Raw genomic sequence first — 16,796 nt, 5'->3', positions numbered from 1 at the left:
CGTCGGGCCGCTGCGCCCCGGATCAGGGGGCGATCGTGAACACCGCCTCCTGTTCGGCCCGCGAGCTGCCACCGACCCATACCGTGTACCGGGTCGCCTCGACCACCTGCCTGCTTCTCGCATTCCAGAACGACAGCTCCGGGAAGCCGAGCTGGAAGGATACCCGCTTCGACTCACCCGGCTGCAGGGGCACCCGTTGGAAGCCCTGCAGCCCGCGCACCGGCTGGGAAACACTGGCGCCGACGTTGCGCACGTAGAGCTGCGCCACCTCCGTCGCAGCACGACGACCCGTGTTCGTCACCGTGGCCGTCACGGTGACGAGGTTTCGCGCATCGGAGCGATTCGCCTCCGCCAACGGCACGGACGCGCGCGAGACGCGGACGTCCGAATAACTGAACGTCGTGTACGACAGGCCGTAACCGAACGGATAGAGCGCATCGTTGGGTGCGTCGATATAACGCGATACGTAGGTCGTGTCGTGCGAGGGTGGCTGATGCGTATCGATATCGCCTGCGGGGCGCCCGGTCGGCAGTGCGTTGTAATACAGCGGCTCCTGCCCTTCCGTGTACGGGAAACTCATGGTCAGCTTGCCGCTCGGTACCACATCGCCGAACAGTGCATTGGCCACCGCGTTACCCGCCTCGGCACCCGGGAACCACACCGCCATGATTGCCGGTACATGCGCGTCGGCCCAGGCAAGTACGAGCGGCCGCCCGGAGAACACCAGCAGCACGACGGGCTTGCCGGTGGCGACCACCTGCTCGAGCAACTTCTGCTGATTGCCGGGCAGCCCGAGGTGCGCGCGGGCGCCGGCTTCACCACTCATGTCGGCGGCTTCACCGAGTGCCATCACGACCACGTCCGCTTGCGCGGCGGCCTTGAGCGCCTCGGCAAAACCGGCGTCGGAATCGTCGTCGATCCCGGTGCCCTTCGCGTAGATCAGCTCGCCGCCCTGCGCTTTCATCCGGCCGGCGAGCCCCTTGCGTACCGTGGTGAAGTCATCGAACGTGCGCGCCCCACCCCACGGGCCCTGCATCTCGCTGACCGCATCCGCCAACGGACCGATCAACGCGACCTTTCGCGCACCGGGACCGAGCGGAAGCAAGGGCGCGGTACCCACGCGGTCGTTCTTCAGCAACACGAACGACTCCTCCGCCGCACGGCGCGCCAATGCGTGGTTGGCCGCCGCGGGCGCCTTCAGCTCAACGGTGCGTGCATAGGGATGCTCGAAAAGACCCAGCGCGAACTTCACCCGCAGGACGCGACGCACCGCCTCGTCGACTGTCGCCATCGAGAGCTTGCCCTGCTCCAGCAAGACCGGAATCTGGGTGTCGTAGTAATGGCTCATCATGTCCATCTCAACACCCGCCTCGAGCGCCTTGCGCGCCGCGGCAGCCGCATCGGACGCGACGCCGTGGTGAGTCAGTTCCATGATCGCCGTGTAGTCGCTGACCACGAAGCCGTTGAAGCCCCACTCCTTCCGCAGCACATCGGTCATGAGGTAGGGATCGGCGGTGGCCGGCACGCCGTTCAGCGCGTTGAACGCACTCATCATCGTCGCCGCACCCGCTTCGACCGCCGCGCGATACGGCGGCAGATATACCTGGCGCAGGCGTACGTCGGACATGTCCGTCGTGTTGTATTCCCGACCCGCTTCGGCGGCACCATACGCGGCAAAGTGCTTTACCGAGGCGGCCACGCTATCCGGGCTCGCCAGGTCATCACCCTGATACCCGAGGATGTACGCGCGCGCCATGGCGGAGCCCAGGTAGGCGTCCTCTCCCGCGCCTTCCGCCGAACGCCCCCAACGCGCATCGCGCGAGATATCGACCATGGGTGAGAACACCCACGTCACCCCGCCGCCGGTCGCTTCCAGCGCAGCCATCCGCGAGAGGTCGTGCACGAGCCGCGGATCCCATGTCGCCGACAGTGCGAGAGGGATGGGATAGATGGTGCGGTAGCCGTGGATGATGTCCGCGCCGAACAATAACGGGATGCCAAGACGGCTTTTCAGAGCGGCCTCCTGAAAAGGCCGCGTCTTTTCCGCGCCGACCAGATTGAGTACCGATCCCAGCTGGCCTCGGCGCGCCAATGCCATCGTGTCGACCTGCGTACGCGTTTCGGGATTGGGCGCGAAGGCGTCGTTATCGCCGCCGGCCGACGCGCCCTGGGCCGCGTACTGGACCAGCTGACCGATTTTCTCCTGCAACGTCATACGCGCGAGGAGTGCGTCGACCTTGTTCCCGATATCGGGCGAGGCGATCTGCGCATTGGACGGCCTTGCAGCCATGTCCGCAGGCAGCGCCGTGTCGGCCGCGACGGGTGCCGTGGCGGTACCGAGCAACGCGACGCAGAGAGTGAGGCGAACGGTGTAAGGCATGACGGCTCCGGAAACGATAACCGCCCGAGACTGCCAGCGAAACGTTTACATCGCCATGGGCGCGCGTCGCGGACGGACGAATTCAGCGCGCCCCGAAACCCTCGAGAAACAGATCGACCCGATGTGCGGTCCGTGCCTTCACGGACGCATCCTGCTCGACGGCGAGCGAGATGGCCATGATCACGCAGACCAGATCGCCGATGGTCACGTCCGGGCGCATGACGCCCGTCTCCTTCGCCCAGAGGAGCAGCCGGCACCCTTCCGCCGTGCTCGCGTGACATCCCGGCGTTTCGCTTCGCAGCACCGCGCCCAGCGTTGCCGCCAGTCCCCGGTAGTGCGTCGTATGAGCGACGAGTTCGGTGACAAACATCCGGATGGAGGCCATGGGGCCGAGCTCGTCACGCTGACGGCTGGCATCGGCGATCGCCAGAAGACGCTCGTCACTCATGGCCGCGAGAAGGTCTTCCCGGGTAGGGAATCGACGGTAGAGCGTACCGATGCCGACGTTGGCGCGCCTGGCGACCTCCTCCAGCGAAGCATCCGCACCGCGCTCCACGAAGACGGCTTCGGCGGCCTCGAGAATCCGCGCACGGTTACGGGCCGCATCCGCGCGCAGCGGCGCCTCGTCACTGACCCTCTTGTTGTTCATCGACGCCCTCGATTGCAAAGCGGATGATGCCTCCATATAGTAAGTGGAGCAATCCTCCACTTACACAAGGATCAGATATGGCAACGCGGTTTGAGCACAAGGTCGTCGTCATCACGGGCGGCAGCGAGGGCATCGGTCTCGCCACGGCGCGGCAGTTCGCCGCCGAGGGCGCGAAGGTCTATATCACCGGACGCCGGCAGGACCGTCTCGACGAGGCGGTGGCCACGATCGGCCACGGCGCGGTCGGCGTCCAGGGCGACGCCTCGAACCTGGACGATCTCGACCGGCTATACGACCGGGTGAAGCGGGACCACGGCACGCTGGACGTCGTTTTCGCGAACGCCGGTGTGGCGGAAGTCGAACCGCGACCCGTGGGATCGATCGACGAGGCGGGCTTCGATCACGTCTTCGGGCTCAACGTGCGCGGCCTGCTCTTCAGCGTGCAGAAGGCGCTTCCCCTGCTGCAGGACGGCGGCGCGATCGTCCTCAACGGCTCGGTTGCCGGCAGCAAGGGTTTCCCGGGCCAGTCGCTTTACAACGCGAGCAAGGCGGCGGTCCGGTCGTTTGCGCGCAGCTGGACGACAGACCTGAAGGACCGGGGCATCCGGGTGAATGTCGTGTCGCCGAGCGGCACCGAGACGACGCCGATGCGTCGCTATCTCGAGGCACGCCCCGGGGTCGAGGACATCATCAACCAGATGGTGCCGATGGGACGGCTGGGGCAGCCGGATGAGGTCGCACGGGCGGTGCTTTTCCTGGCGTCCGGCGAAAGCAGCTATATCGCCGGCACGGAATTGTTTGTAGATGGGGGGTCGATGGCGGTGTGAGGCTCGGTGACAAAAAAAACGGCGCCTTTCGGCGCCGTTTTTTTACACACACGAGGCGATGAATCAGCCCGTGACGTTTTCATCTTCGGTGACGGCCTTCATCGACAGGCGGATACGGCCCTGCTTGTCGACTTCGAGGACCTTGACCTTGACGATGTCGCCTTCCTTGAGCTTGTCGGAAACCTTCTCGACGCGCTCGCTGGAGATCTGCGACACGTGCACCAGACCATCCTTGCCCGGCATGATCGTGACGAATGCACCGAAGTCCATCAGCTTGGCGACCTTGCCTTCGTAGATGCGGCCCGGCTCGACGTCGGAGACGATCTGCTCGATGCGCTTGCGGGCAGCTTCGGCTGCTTCGCGGTTCACCGAGGCGATCACGACGTTGCCGTCGTCCGTGATGTCGATCGTGGTACCGGTCTCTTCCGTGATCGAACGGATGGTCGCGCCACCCTTGCCGATCACTTCGCGGATCTTGTCCGGGTGGATCTTGATCGTGAGCAGGCGCGGTGCGAACTCGCTCATTTCCGAGCGGGCTTCGGTGATGCACTTGGCCATTTCGCCGAGGATGTGCAGACGACCGCGCTTGGCCTGGGCCAGCGCCGAACGCATGATCTCTTCGGTGATGCCGTCGACCTTGATGTCCATCTGCAGCGCGGAAACGCCATCGGCGGTACCGGCCACCTTGAAGTCCATGTCGCCGAGGTGATCTTCGTCACCGAGGATGTCGGACAGCACGACGAAGTCGTTGCCTTCCTTCACCAGGCCCATGGCGATACCGGCGACGGCCGACTTCAGCGGAACGCCCGCGTCCATCATGGCCAGCGACGAACCGCAGACCGATGCCATCGACGAGGAACCGTTCGACTCGGTGATTTCGGAGACGACGCGGATCACGTACGGGAACTCTTCGATCGTCGGCTTGACCGCCTGCACGCCGCGCTTGGCGAGACGGCCGTGGCCGATTTCGCGACGCTTCGGGCTGCCGACGCGACCGGTCTCGCCGACCGAGAACGGAGGGAAGTTGTAATGGAAGAGGAACGTGTCCTTCCACTCGCCTTCCGGCGCGTCGATAAGCTGCGAGTCACGCGTGGTGCCGAGCGTGGCAACGACCAGCGCCTGGGTCTCACCGCGGGTGAACAGCGCCGAACCGTGCGTGCGCGGCAGGACGCCGACGCGCACCGAGATCGGACGGACGTCGTCGAGCTGGCGACCGTCGATACGGACCTTGGTGCTGAGCACGCCGTCACGCAGGGTGCGGTACTCGACTTCGCCAAAGGCGTTGCCGATGTCGCCATCGGTCCAGCCATTGGCTTCGGCGTCGGTGGCGATGGATGCCTTCACGTCGCTCTTGAGCGCGCTGATGACGTCACGACGCGCCAGCTTGTCGCGGATCTGGAAGGCTTCGGCGAAACGGTTGCCGACGGCGGCCTTGACCGCGTCGTACAGGGCCGTCTTGGCTGCCGGGGCTTCCCACTTGAACGTCTTGGCGCCGGCTTCGGCGACGAAGGCGTTGATCGTGTCGATCGCCGCCTGCATCTGCTGGTGGCCGAAGACCACCGAGCCGAGCATGACGTCTTCGCTGAGCAGCTTGGCTTCCGACTCGACCATCATCACGGCGCTGGACGTACCGGCCACGACGAGGTCGAGGTCCGAGGTCTTCAGCTGCGTGGCGGTCGGGTTGAGGATGTACTGGCCGTTGGCGTAGCCGACGCGCGCCGCGCCGATCGGACCCTTGAAGGGCACACCGGCGAGCGACATGGCCGCGGAGGCACCGAGCAGCGCCGGGATGTCACCGTCGACTTCCGGGTTCAGCGAGACGACCTGGGCGATGACCTGGATCTCGTTGCGGAACTCTTCCGGGAACAGCGGACGAAGCGGACGATCGATGAGGCGCGAAGTCAGCGTCTCCTTCTCGGTCGGACGGCCTTCGCGCTTGAAGAAGCCACCCGGGATGCGACCCGCGGAGTAGAACTTCTCCATGTAGTCGACCGTGAGGGGGAAGAAGTCCTGGCCTTCGCGCGCCTTGGGCGCCGCGACGACCGTCACCAGGACGACGGTGCCGCCCATGCTGACCATGACCGCACCGGAGGCCTGCCGGGCGATTTCGCCCGTCTCCAGTGTGACTTCGTGAGAACCGTACTGGAATGACTTGGTTACTTTCGCCACTTCGATCTCTCCTCGTCCTGTTCCGGTGAATTAACGGCGCAGGCCGAGGCGTTCGATCAGGGTCTGGTAGCGAGCGAGGTCGTTCGTCTTGAGATAGGCAAGCAGCTTCTTGCGCTGATTGACCATCTTCAGCAGACCGCGACGCGAGTGGTGATCCTGCTTGTGCGCCTGGAAATGATCCTGGAGCTGAAGGATGTTGGCGGACAGCAGGGCGACCTGGACTTCGGTCGAGCCGGTGTCGTTTTCCTTGCGGCCGTAATCCTTGATGATCTGACCAGTCTGTTCGGGAGTAAGCATGTGTATCGATTCCTTAAAAGCGGATACGAGACTTGCGCAACCTCAACGGATACCGATGAAGTTGCGCAAGCCTCGCTTTTGAATGAAAGCTGTTAAACGAGCACGTAATTGTAACGTCCTGCGCGTAGCGGCAACAAGCCCGGTCAGACGGGCGGCATGTTCAGGCCCCGCACGATCCTCAGGATGCCGTCTTCGCCGGCTTCCCCGAGCGCCATCAGGCGCCCGTCGGCACCCCAGACACCGCAGCGACCGGGTGAAACGCCCTGCCCCAGCGGCACCGGCTGGCCGAAACCGAGGACACGGGTCCGCTCCGGGTCGAGTTCCACCCGGGGAATATGACTGAGTCCGGCGTCGACCGGCAAAATACAGGCTTCGAGTGGATCCGGCCCGGTTTCGGCGGCGATGCGAAGTTCGTCCAGCGTCACCATCGCCGGCGCCATGAACGGCTCGACCCAGAGCCGGCGCAAGCCCGTGAGGTGGGCGCCGCAACCGAGGTTCGCACCGAGATCCACCGCAAGGCTGCGCACGTACGTCCCCGAGCCACACTCGACCATCAGGCGCACGGTGTCGCCCTCGCGACCGATCACCTCGAGACGGTACACGTCGACCTCGCGCGCCGGCACGTCGACGTCCTCACCGCGGCGGGCACGGACATACAGCGGCACGCCGTCCTGCTTGATCGCCGAATACGCGGGAGGGATCTGTACGATGTGCCCGCGCAGGGGCGCCAGCGCGGCTTCGATGACCGCATCGTCCAGCGCGGGCACCGGGCGTGTCTCCACCACCTCGCCCTCGAGATCGGCGGTGGTCGTGGTCACACCCAGGCGAACCTCAGCCTCGTAGGCCTTGCGCGAGCCGAGCAACCAGCCGGCGAGCTTGGTCGCCTCGCCGAAGCACAGTGGCAACAGGCCCGTGGCGAGCGGATCGAGGCTGCCGGTATGGCCACCCTTGGCGGCGCCCACGAGCCGACGCGCCGTCTGCAGCGCCTGGTTGGAACTCAGGCCGAGCGGCTTGTCGAGCAGAAGGATGCCGTGCAGGTCACGGAAGGTTCGGCGATTCATCACACACGCTTACCCGCGCGCCAGGCGCGCGGTCATCAGGTTTCGTCGGACGGATCGGCCGGCGGAACGGGGTTTTCGCGCAGCAGGCGCTCGATGCGCTCGCCGGTATCGACGGATTCGTCGTACTTGAAACGCAGCTGCGGCACGCGACGCAGGATCATCGACTTCGACAGCGAATGACGGAACTCGGGGGCGAGCTCCTTCAGCGCCTTGACCACCACCGCCGACTGGTCGGGCATCAGGGCCGTCACCCACACGGTGGCCCAGTCGAGGTCACGGGTTACTTCCACATCCGACACGCTGACCGAAGGCAGCGCGTGGTCGCGCACGGCGGCGTGGACCAGTTCACCGATTTCACGGCGAAGCTGGGCGGACACGCGGTCGGTACGCTTGAAATCACGGGACGGCATATCCGCCTCCAGCCTGAATAAGGTGCACTAACGAAAAAGCCTCCCCGGCGTATGCCGGGGAGGCGCATTGCATGCCGTTACAGCGTGCGCGGCACTTCGATACGCTCGAAGCACTCGATCTGGTCGCCGACCTTGACGTCGTTGTACTGCTTGACCGCGATACCGCATTCCATGCCGTTACGGACCTCGTCGACGAGTTCCTTGAAGCGGCGCAGCGACTCGAGTTCGCCCTGGAACACCACCACGTTGTCACGCAGCACGCGGATCGGCTTGGAGCGCTTCACCAGGCCCTCGACGATCATGCAGCCCGCGACCGCGCCGAACTTCGACGAACGGAACACGTCGCGGACCTGCGCGATACCGATGATCTCTTCGCGAATCTCGACACCGAGCAGACCCGACGCCGCCTGCTTCACCTGATCGATGACGTCGTAAATGATCGAGAAGTAGCGGACATCGAGACCGTTGGTATCGATCACCTTGCGTGCCGACGCATCCGCACGGACGTTGAAGCCGATGATCAGCGCCTTGGACGCCGCCGCCAGCGTGGCTTCCGACTCGGTGATGCCACCCACGCCGGACGAGATCACGTTCACCTTGACCAGCTCGTTGCCGATCTGGGTGAGCGAATCGCGCAGCGCCTCGACCGAACCCTGCACATCCGCCTTGACGAGGATGTTGAGGGTCTGCTGGCCCTGACCCTGACCCATCTGGGCCATGATGTCTTCCAGACGGTTGGATTTGCTGACCAGGCGGGTCTCGCGACGCTTGAGCAGACGCTCAGCCGCCACTTCGCGCGCCAGACGCTCGTCCTTCACGGCGACGAAATCGTCACCCGACTCGGGCACGCCCGACAGACCCAGGACCTGGACCGGAATCGACGGACCGGCTTCATTGACCTGCTTGCCGGTTTCGTCGACGAGCGCACGCATGCGGCCGTATTCGACACCGCAGACGACGAAGTCGCCCTTCTTCAGCGTGCCCTGCTGCACCAGCACCGTCGCCACCGGACCGCGACCGCGGTCGAGGCTGGATTCGATCACGACACCCGAAGCGCGGCCATCGGCCACTGCCTTGAGCTCCATGATTTCAGCCTGGATCGAGATGGCGTCGAGCAGCGCGTCCACGCCGTCGCCCGTCTTCGCCGAAAGCGGAACGAACGGGGTATCGCCACCCCACTCTTCAGGGATGACTTCGAGAAGGCCGAGGCCCTGCTTGACGTTGTCCGGGTTGGCGCCGGACTTGTCCATCTTGTTGACCGCGACGATCAGCGGCACCTTGGCGGCGCGCGCGTGCTTCACGGCTTCCTGCGTCTGCGGCATGACACCGTCGTCGGCGGCGACCACGAGCACCACGATATCCGTCGACTGCGCGCCGCGGGCACGCATGGACGTAAACGCCGCATGGCCCGGGGTGTCGAGGAAGGTGATGACGCCACGGCTCGTTTCGACGTGGTAAGCGCCGATGTGCTGCGTAATGCCACCCGCTTCGCCGGAGGCGACCTTGGTACGACGGATGTAGTCGAGCAGCGAGGTCTTGCCGTGGTCGACGTGACCCATGATCGTGACGACCGGCGGACGCGTGACCTTGTCGCCCTCGAGCTCCGCATTCTGCGTGTGCGTCGCGAGCGCGGCTTCGGCGTCGTTCTCGGTGGCGCGAACCGGGTTGTGACCCAGTTCTTCGACCACGAGCGCGGCGGTGTCATGGTCGATCGTCTGATTGATCGTGGCCATGACGCCCATCTTGAACAGCGCCTTCACCACCTCGGCGCCCTTGACGGCCATCTTCTGGGCCAGCTCGGTCACGAGGTTGTTGTCGCCGATCACGACGTCACGGACCACGGCGGCGGTCGGACGGGTGAAGCCGTGCGGACCGCCCGACGAGGCGGCGCCACGCGACGCCGTCATGCGGCCACGGTCCTTGCCACCGCCACGACGGTTGTTGCTGGACGAGCGGCGTGCGCGGTCGGCATCGGAAAGATGCATTTCGCCACCGGCGAAGCGCTTGCCACCGGCTTCACGATCGTTACGACCGCCACCGCCGGGAGCACCGCCACCACCACCGTGCTTCGGACGCGCGTTGCCGCGCGTATCGTTGGCGGCAGCCACGGCACCGGGCGCCGGACGCGGCGCGGCCGGACGTGCGGCGGCGGGAGCCGCCGCGACAGGTGCCGGAGCCGGAGCCGGCGCGGGCGCCGGCGGCGGGACAGGCTTGGACACCACGCGCTCGCGCTTGCGCGGCTCGTGAATGCGCGGAAGGATCATGCCGAGCGAACGCGTATCGAGCTTGGCGGTCTGGTGCGTCGGCAGGCCATCGTCGCCCAGCGGCGCGGTGGACACCGGGGCCTCAGGGGTCGCTTCCGGCGCGGCCGCAGGCGCGGCGGCCGGCGTCGCGGCGGCTTCAGCGCTGGCGGCCGCGGCACGTGCCGCTTCGGCGCGTGCATGCTGCTCGGCAGCTTCTTCAGCCTGACGGCGTGCTTCGGCGGCGGCTTCTTCCTGACGGCGTGCTTCGGCCTCGGCTTCGCGACGGGCCGCTTCGGCCTGATCGCGACGCTCGGCTTCTTCACGGCGCTCCGATTCCTCGTGCTCGCGCTGAGCCTGCGATTCGGCCAGCTTGCGCACGGCGTCCTCGCGCTCCGGCTCGTGCGACGCATCCTCAGCGATGGCGCTGCGCTTGACGTACGTACGCTTGGCACGGACCTCGACGTTGACCGTCTTGGCCGGACCGGCACCACGACCGGAACCGGACGCCACCTTCAGCTCGCCGACCGTGCGGCGCTTCAGGGTGATCTGTCGCGGCGCGGAGGCGTCCCCTTCGGGAGCGGCCTCGTTCTTGCCGTGGGTGCGACGCAGGAAACCCAGCAGCTTCACCTTTTCGGTGCTGCTGATGACCTGCTCCGCATCGGAGAAATTCATGCCGGCTTCGCCAAGCTGCCCGAGCAGCTTGTCGACCGGTAGGCCCAGTTGATGGGCGAGTTGTTTGATAGTGACGTCCGACATGGTTCTTTATTCTCCGCCTTTCCCGCGCGTAACCTTACGTGCCGACGATGACCCGTACGGCTGCCTCCATCCCTGGCGGGAGACCTCATGGCCTCCCTCGAGGCGTCCGTCCAGGACGCTTCCGGTCTCGCGCTTAACCACCTTTCTCCAGGCGGGCGATCATCGGAGCGCGCGCAGCCATGATCAGCTGCGATGCGCGGTCCTCCGTCATGCCTTCGATATCGATGAGCTCGTCGACGGCGAGATCGCCGAGGTCGTCGAGCGTCTTGATGCCACGGTCCGCCAGCGCGATAGCGACCGTTTCGTCCATGCCGTCCAGGCCGAGCAGTTCTTCGTCGACCGCGACTTCCTCGACGCCTTCCTCGGCGGCGAGCGCCTCGGTCAGCAGGGCGTCACGGGCACGGGCACGGAGTTCCTCGACGATGTCTTCGTCGAAGCCTTCCACCGCCAGCAGCTCGGCACTCGGCACGTAAGCAATTTCTTCGATCGACGAGAAACCTTCCTGCACCAGGATGCTGGCGATTTCTTCGTCGACTTCGAGCTTGTCCTGGAACAGCGCCAGGGCGGCAGCCTGCTCGGCCTCGCTCTTGGCGGTGACCTGATCCTGTGTCATCACGTTGAGCTGCCAGCCGGTGAGCTTGCTCGCCAGGCGGACGTTCTGACCACCGCGACCGATCGCCTGGGACAGCTTGTCCTCGGCGACGGCGATATCCATGGAGTGCTTTTCCTCGTCCATGATGATCGACTGCACTTCGGCCGGCGCCATCGCATTGATGACGTACTGAGCCTGATTCTCGTGCCACAGGATGATGTCAACGCGCTCACCGTTGAGCTCGTTGGACACGGCCTGGACGCGCGAACCGCGCATGCCGATGCAGGCGCCGATCGGATCGGTGCGGCTGTCGTGGGCGACCACGGCGATCTTGGCGCGGTCGCCCGGATCGCGGGCGCAGCCCTTGATTTCGACGAGGCCCTGACCGACTTCCGGCACCTCGAGCTTGAACAGTTCGATCATGAACTCCGGCGCGCTGCGCGAGACGAACAGCTGCGGACCACGGATTTCCGACTTCACTTCGTACAGGTAACCGCGGACGCGGTCGCCGACGCGGGCCGACTCACGGGGAATCGTCTTGTCGCGCGGAATGAACGCCTCGGCGTTGCTGCCCAGGTCGAGGTAGACGTTGCCGCGCTCGACGCGCTTGACGATACCGGTGACCAGCTCGCCCACGCGATCGACGAAGGCATCGACGACCTGCTGACGCTCGGCTTCGCGAACGCGCTGCACGATCACCTGCTTGGCGGCCTGCGCGGCGATGCGGCCGAACTCGGCGTTTTCGATCTGGTGCTCGATCCAGCCACCGACTTCGGCGACTTCGCCCTCACCGGCTTCGTCTTCGGCGTCCATCAGGCGGATCTGGTAGGAGGGATCCTCCATCTCGCCGTCGTTCTCGATGATCTCCCAGCGACGGAAGGTCTCGTAGTCGCCCGTATTGCGGTCGATTTCGACCCGGATGTCCGGATCTTCCTCGGGGTAGCGCTTTTTCGCGGCCGAAGCCAGCGCCGCTTCCATGGCGTCGAAAATCACTTCGCGCGGCACGCCTTTTTCATTGGCGACCGCGTCGACTACCAGCAAAAGTTCTTTGCTCATTGCCGCTACTCCCGTAAGGATGCCCCGCGGCACCCCATCAATCGTTATTTAGGTTTCTTACCGCCCGGCGTGGGCTTCGGCTGCGGCGCATAGCCGAGTGCCACCCAGTCGGGAACCACGCGGGCGCTTTCGACGTCCGCATGCTCGAATTCGAATCGGCCAGCCTCGCCCTCGACCACAATGTGCTCGCCGTTTACTTCAACGACGTTGCCCTTGAGGCGACGGCGACCGTCGACCGGGGCTTTGAGCAGCACCTTGATCTCCTGACCACTGACACGGGCGAACTGCTCCGCCGTGAAGAGGGGACGATCGATACCGGGAGAGGAGACTTCCAGTACATAGTTGCCGGGGATCGGATCTTCAACGTCCAGATAAGCCGAGAACTCGCGGCTTGCCGCTTCGCAATCCTCGACGGCGACCTCGACGGGGAGCTCCGCGCCCTTGCGACGTTCGCGCTCGGCCTCGAGCACGTCCAGATAGACGCGCAGCGTCATCTGTCCGTCGGACGGACCGAACTCCATACCCAGCACTTCGAGGCCGAGCTCGGCCACGATGTCTGAAAAGCGTTGTGAAAGTGCGTTGGTATCCACGTTACCTGCGGTTTTTCCATTCGCCAGAAACAAAAAAAGGGCGCGAGCGGCCCATTCCATTACGTCGCCGATGTATCCGACACTTTCCTCCAGCGAACGCCGCGATGCCCTGACGGCGCTCACGAAAATGTCGCAGGACGCCTCCGTGCGCCCAACAAAAAAGCCTCACGAGGAGGCTTTCTTGTAAAAAGAAAGTTCCTGAAGCAGCCAGCGACGAAAGGCCGTAACCGATGTCAATGGCGCTTAAGATTCACTGAGTCTATCGTATTTTACCGCCGTCATGCAAGGTCGCGGACCTGAACCGGCGTCCGCCCGAGCCCGTCGGACAGCATGCGGACGGAGCGCTGCCGGCGGGAACGTCACATAGCGCTCCGCGCGTCTGCGCACTCGATTCGTCCGTAAATTCATGCAGTTGCGCACACCAGTCCGTTCGAGGCCGGCCGCGCTGCCGGTTCCGTATCGCACGTCGCGAGACAGCGACAGGCGATCCTTTCCCCCATGCATGAAGAAACACCGTATCCCCGCTTCGCCTCACAGGGCCGCGCGTATGTGTACGTGCTGCCCTGTCGTGACGAAGACCTGCTGAAGGTCGGCTTCTCGCGTGACCCGTTCACGCGCTTCAGCACCCTTCACCGTCGGTTCTTCGACTTTTTCGATCTGGATCGCGGGATGTTGCTTGACGCCGAACGGGTCATCCATGCACGACGTATCGAGCGACGGCTCATCGAGGCCTTCGCCGGGCAGCGCGCCAACGCCCCGCTGGTCGTACCGGTTTCCGCCGCCGGGCATACCGAATGGTATCGCGGCGTGCACGGGGAGGTCGGCACGCTGCTCGAGGGGATCGCCGCAGCGGAGAGTCTTTCGCTGGAGCGGAGTCTGAGCCCGTGGCTGCGCGGCTACCTGGATGCGCGGGCCGATCTTCTGCACGACTGGTCACTGCGCGTCGTCGATACGCTCGACTGGGCAACGCACAACGCGCCCGGGGACCCGGGAGCGCCGAAACTGCGCCGCGCACTGCTGGATACGCTGGACATGTTCTCCGCCGCGGGACTGACGATCGAAGCGCTCGTACCCGATCGCGTGCTGGAGTGGTACGCCAACGGCGAGCATCGCCGCCTGTTCGGTTAACGGCGCATCAAGAGGCCAGATCGCGCGACCGGCTCGGCGGCAACGCGTTCCACCGCCCCCACGCCCGACGCAGCTGCCTTGCCGACCCGAAACCCGAACGCTCGGCGACCGCCTCCATGTCCAGCTGCGAACCTGACAGCAATTCGCTGGCCAGAGCCACCCGCATGCGGTTTACGTAGTCGGTGACGCTCATCCCCGCATGCTCGTTGAACAACCGGGACAGGTGTCGCGGACTGATAGCCGCTTCGCGCGCCAGCGCCGTCACCGTCCACTCGCGGGCGGGATCGCCGGCCACGGCGTCCTGTGCGCGATGGATGGAGGGATGCATGTGGTTGCGGCCCTCGAGCCACGGTGACAGTTGTGGATCGTCGCCTGCGCGCCGCAGATAAACGACGAGAAAGCGCGCCACGGCGACCGCGACGGCCGCGCCAGCGAGGCCGGCAACGACGTGCAGCATCAGGTCGATTCCAGCGGTGATACCGGCACTGGTGAGGCGCTCGCCATCCACGACATAAAGGCGGTTTTCGCGGACGTGAGCGGAAGGTGCCTCACGCGCCAGTTGATCGGTGCAACCGTGGTGGGTCGTACATGCATGCCCGTCGAGCAAGCCGGCCCGTGCCGCGAGGATCGCACCGGAACAGATCGTCGCCACACGGATGCCGGGACGCACCGAGCGGCGAAGCCAGTCGACGATGGCCTGCTCGTGCGCGGCATGCTGCGCGTCGCTGGTCACCGGCTCTCCAAGCGGCAGGTCCGCGTGGCCCGGCACCACGACCAGCGTATCGTCGGGCAGTCTTGCCGGCATGGGCCGGATGCCCGATATCGTCATACCCACCGAGCTCCCAAGCGTCCGTGCAGGCCCGATGTAGACCACATCGAAATGCACCGCTTTCTGCTCGAGGTTGGCCTTGCGCAACACCTCAATGGGCCCGGCCACGTCCAGCAGCAGCACCCGCGGCGGCACGACCACATAGACGGGGATCCGGCGAGGTGTCGTTTGCATCATGCAGCCCTGAGTGCCTGCGTTTCGAGCGCGGCATCCACCGTCACGATGCGGGCGAAGCGGTCCGCGAGAACCAGCTCCGTCCGCGCGCGGATCTCGGCCGCGCTCCACTCGCGACCCGTGACATCCACCATCGGGAACGTGAGCGTCGCCTCGCCGACGAAGTCGACAGCGTAGCCAAGGTCCGAAGCGTGGCGGGTCGTCGTCTCACAGCACTGTTCGGTGCGGATGCCCGAGACGATCAGACGACGGACAGCGTTCGTGGTCAGCCATACGTCGAGGCCGGACCCGACCAGCGCACTGTGGCGCCGCTTACGAAAGACGGCATCGGCATCGATCCGCAAGGGCTTCAACGGCATAACCAGGCCGGATGCCTCGCTGAACGGACCGGTATCCTCGACATGGAACACCTGGACCACACGGATGCCAGCGCGCTTCGCGCCATCGATGAGAGCCTGCTGACGCTCGATATACCCGTCGACGTCGTCTGTCCGCCAGTAGGGGCGGGAACGGAACGACTCCTGGGCATCGATGACGATCAGCGCGGTTTCGGAAGCGGACATGGCGGAGCTCCTCTCGTGGGAATGAGGACAGTTTCCGCGCATGAGCGCAAGCGCGCGAGTCACGACCCGGACCGCTGGCGGACAAATCACGCCACGAAGGCGGCATCCTGGTAATCGATCTCTACATGGCCGATCCACCGCGCGGCGCGCCGGGTCAGCCGGTCGGCCTCCCCCTCACCGTCGAAGCTGACCGTCTCCGTGGTGAGTCGACTGCGGTCGAAGTCATCGAAGGCATTGACGTTCACTACGGCGTAGCGCGCGCCGTCGATATCGCTGGTGGCCACCGGCACGGCCCCGCATCGCGTACACACATGAAACGCCGCGGTCCCGGTCCCGAACGCATACGACGACGTCCTGTCCGCATCGGCGATCCTGATCCTGAGCCTTGCATCGGAATGCGCAGTCCATACACCACCGTGCTTCACGCAGAACGAGCAGGTGCAGGCACGCGCGGGCACGGAAGCGTCCTCGCCGGGCCAGTCCAGTTCAAATGCGATGTTTCCGCAGTGACAACTACCCTGAATGAGCATCGCGTCGATTCCTGATTACGTGCCGCCGCCGAGAGGCACCCGTGAGTGCATTTGCCAGCCCTCGTCGCTGCGCGTCATGACATGGACATCGGCGCAGTGACACACCACGCCATGCGCCGACCCAAGCCGGTCTTCGAGCGTCACCACCACCGCATCACGATCGCCAAGGATGTTTCGCGCCACCGAAAGATGCGGCACGAAGCGCTCAAAGACGCGCCCTGCGGTCGGACGGTCGGGGAATGCGGATTCGAGCGCGGCGGCGAGCGAGACGATGGCCTCGGCAGATCGGGGGGCCAGCCAGACAGTAGAGGGAAACGTACCCACCTCGTCGAGCGCGAACGAAACGGGCGCATGCTGCCTCGCGACATCGCGCAACCGCTCCGCGACATCGTCGTCGATCGCCTCGCTATCGAGAAAGGGATAGACCAGCGTAATGTGCGCACCGAGCCCCAGCCGGGCGGCGGAGTCCAGTCGTGCACGAAGGTCACCAACGAGCGGCTCGGCATCGGGCACCAACAGGGCGAGTAGGGTTCGACTCATGC

15 protein-coding genes are annotated in these 16,796 nt (G+C 65.3%); 2 read left to right on the top strand and 13 right to left on the bottom strand.

Annotated features, from left to right (window positions below; translation table 11 throughout):
* Positions 1–22: 22 nt before the first annotated feature.
* Complete coding sequence (locus tag BLT40_RS02950; protein WP_090351260.1) at positions 23–2,380, bottom strand: glycoside hydrolase family 3 N-terminal domain-containing protein; 2,358 nt, start codon at positions 2,378–2,380, stop codon at positions 23–25.
* An 82-nt stretch (positions 2,381–2,462) separates the two neighbouring features.
* A complete protein-coding gene (locus BLT40_RS02945) occupies positions 2,463–3,029 on the bottom strand; it encodes a TetR/AcrR family transcriptional regulator (RefSeq protein WP_090351258.1) in 567 nt (188 codons plus the stop codon).
* Between the two features lie 77 nt (positions 3,030–3,106).
* Here BLT40_RS02945 and BLT40_RS02940 point away from each other — a divergent pair, with 77 nt between their 5' ends.
* Positions 3,107–3,856, top strand: coding sequence for an SDR family NAD(P)-dependent oxidoreductase (locus tag BLT40_RS02940; protein ID WP_090351255.1), 750 nt, complete (start codon positions 3,107–3,109; stop codon positions 3,854–3,856).
* Positions 3,857–3,919: 63 nt separating this feature from the next.
* On the opposite strand, the gene pnp is transcribed toward BLT40_RS02940, so the two are convergent.
* The 7 genes from pnp to rimP form a co-directional block, all read right to left on the bottom strand.
* Entirely contained in the window at positions 3,920–6,025 is a 2,106-nt protein-coding gene (gene pnp, locus BLT40_RS02935) for a polyribonucleotide nucleotidyltransferase (protein WP_090351252.1), read from the bottom strand.
* Between the two features lie 30 nt (positions 6,026–6,055).
* Positions 6,056–6,322 (bottom strand): 30S ribosomal protein S15, encoded by a 267-nt coding sequence (gene rpsO, locus BLT40_RS02930; RefSeq protein ID WP_036112276.1) that lies wholly within the window; start codon positions 6,320–6,322, stop codon positions 6,056–6,058.
* Between the two features lie 143 nt (positions 6,323–6,465).
* Entirely contained in the window at positions 6,466–7,383 is a 918-nt protein-coding gene (gene truB / locus BLT40_RS02925) for a tRNA pseudouridine(55) synthase TruB (RefSeq protein WP_090351249.1), read from the bottom strand.
* Between the two features lie 35 nt (positions 7,384–7,418).
* Complete coding sequence (rbfA, locus tag BLT40_RS02920; protein ID WP_036112272.1) at positions 7,419–7,793, bottom strand: 30S ribosome-binding factor RbfA; 375 nt, start codon at positions 7,791–7,793, stop codon at positions 7,419–7,421.
* Positions 7,794–7,870: 77 nt separating this feature from the next.
* Positions 7,871–10,792 carry a translation initiation factor IF-2 gene (infB, locus tag BLT40_RS02915; protein ID WP_090351246.1) on the bottom strand — a complete coding sequence of 974 codons (2,922 nt, stop codon included), beginning with the start codon at positions 10,790–10,792 and terminating at the stop codon, positions 7,871–7,873.
* A gap of 133 nt (positions 10,793–10,925) precedes the next feature.
* Positions 10,926–12,440: a transcription termination factor NusA gene (gene nusA / locus BLT40_RS02910; RefSeq protein WP_036112267.1), complete on the bottom strand. Its 1,515-nt coding sequence runs from the start codon at positions 12,438–12,440 to the stop codon at positions 10,926–10,928.
* A 44-nt stretch (positions 12,441–12,484) separates the two neighbouring features.
* Entirely contained in the window at positions 12,485–13,030 is a 546-nt protein-coding gene (gene rimP / locus BLT40_RS02905; RefSeq protein WP_036117358.1) for a ribosome maturation factor RimP, read from the bottom strand.
* A gap of 498 nt (positions 13,031–13,528) precedes the next feature.
* Here rimP and BLT40_RS02900 point away from each other — a divergent pair, with 498 nt between their 5' ends.
* Entirely contained in the window at positions 13,529–14,158 is a 630-nt protein-coding gene (locus tag BLT40_RS02900; protein ID WP_079520975.1) for a GIY-YIG nuclease family protein, read from the top strand.
* A 7-nt stretch (positions 14,159–14,165) separates the two neighbouring features.
* On the opposite strand, the gene BLT40_RS02895 is transcribed toward BLT40_RS02900, so the two are convergent.
* From BLT40_RS02895 to BLT40_RS02880, 4 genes are all read right to left on the bottom strand, one after another.
* Positions 14,166–15,161, bottom strand: a complete 996-nt coding sequence (locus BLT40_RS02895) for a GlxA family transcriptional regulator (protein ID WP_090352508.1) — start codon at positions 15,159–15,161, stop codon at positions 14,166–14,168.
* Positions 15,161–15,724 (bottom strand): isochorismatase family protein, encoded by a 564-nt coding sequence (locus BLT40_RS02890; RefSeq protein ID WP_043694666.1) that lies wholly within the window; start codon positions 15,722–15,724, stop codon positions 15,161–15,163. Before BLT40_RS02890 ends, BLT40_RS02895 begins: the two co-directional genes overlap by 1 nt.
* Before the next feature lie 86 nt (positions 15,725–15,810).
* A complete protein-coding gene (locus BLT40_RS20430; RefSeq protein WP_218124510.1) occupies positions 15,811–16,014 on the bottom strand; it encodes a hypothetical protein in 204 nt (67 codons plus the stop codon).
* 255 nt (positions 16,015–16,269) lie between these two features.
* A complete protein-coding gene (locus tag BLT40_RS02880; RefSeq protein ID WP_176809078.1) occupies positions 16,270–16,794 on the bottom strand; it encodes a 2'-5' RNA ligase family protein in 525 nt (174 codons plus the stop codon).
* Positions 16,795–16,796 lie beyond the last annotated feature (2 nt).

The organism is Dyella sp. 333MFSha (genome assembly GCF_900102405.1).
GTDB lineage: Bacteria > Pseudomonadota > Gammaproteobacteria > Xanthomonadales > Rhodanobacteraceae > Luteibacter > Luteibacter mycovicinus.
Note: the sequence above shows the minus strand (reverse complement) of the source record. Positions and strands in the feature narration are given on the sequence as shown.

What these genes read in the sequence shown, in the direction of transcription:
- BLT40_RS02950 (WP_090351260.1), bottom strand. Translation starts at nt 2,380, where the DNA reads ATGCCTTACACCGTTCGCCTCACTCTCTGCGTCGCGTTGCTCGGTACC.
- BLT40_RS02945 (WP_090351258.1), bottom strand. Translation starts at nt 3,029, where the DNA reads ATGAACAACAAGAGGGTCAGTGACGAGGCGCCGCTGCGCGCGGATGCG.
- BLT40_RS02940 (WP_090351255.1), top strand. Translation starts at nt 3,107, where the DNA reads ATGGCAACGCGGTTTGAGCACAAGGTCGTCGTCATCACGGGCGGCAGC.
- rpsO (WP_036112276.1), bottom strand. Translation starts at nt 6,322, where the DNA reads ATGCTTACTCCCGAACAGACTGGTCAGATCATCAAGGATTACGGCCGC.
- truB (WP_090351249.1), bottom strand. Translation starts at nt 7,383, where the DNA reads ATGAATCGCCGAACCTTCCGTGACCTGCACGGCATCCTTCTGCTCGAC.
- rbfA (WP_036112272.1), bottom strand. Translation starts at nt 7,793, where the DNA reads ATGCCGTCCCGTGATTTCAAGCGTACCGACCGCGTGTCCGCCCAGCTT.
- infB (WP_090351246.1), bottom strand. Translation starts at nt 10,792, where the DNA reads ATGTCGGACGTCACTATCAAACAACTCGCCCATCAACTGGGCCTACCG.
- nusA (WP_036112267.1), bottom strand. Translation starts at nt 12,440, where the DNA reads ATGAGCAAAGAACTTTTGCTGGTAGTCGACGCGGTCGCCAATGAAAAA.
- BLT40_RS02900 (WP_079520975.1), top strand. Translation starts at nt 13,529, where the DNA reads ATGCATGAAGAAACACCGTATCCCCGCTTCGCCTCACAGGGCCGCGCG.
- BLT40_RS02895 (WP_090352508.1), bottom strand. Translation starts at nt 15,161, where the DNA reads ATGCAAACGACACCTCGCCGGATCCCCGTCTATGTGGTCGTGCCGCCG.
- BLT40_RS02890 (WP_043694666.1), bottom strand. Translation starts at nt 15,724, where the DNA reads ATGTCCGCTTCCGAAACCGCGCTGATCGTCATCGATGCCCAGGAGTCG.
- BLT40_RS02880 (WP_176809078.1), bottom strand. Translation starts at nt 16,794, where the DNA reads ATGAGTCGAACCCTACTCGCCCTGTTGGTGCCCGATGCCGAGCCGCTC.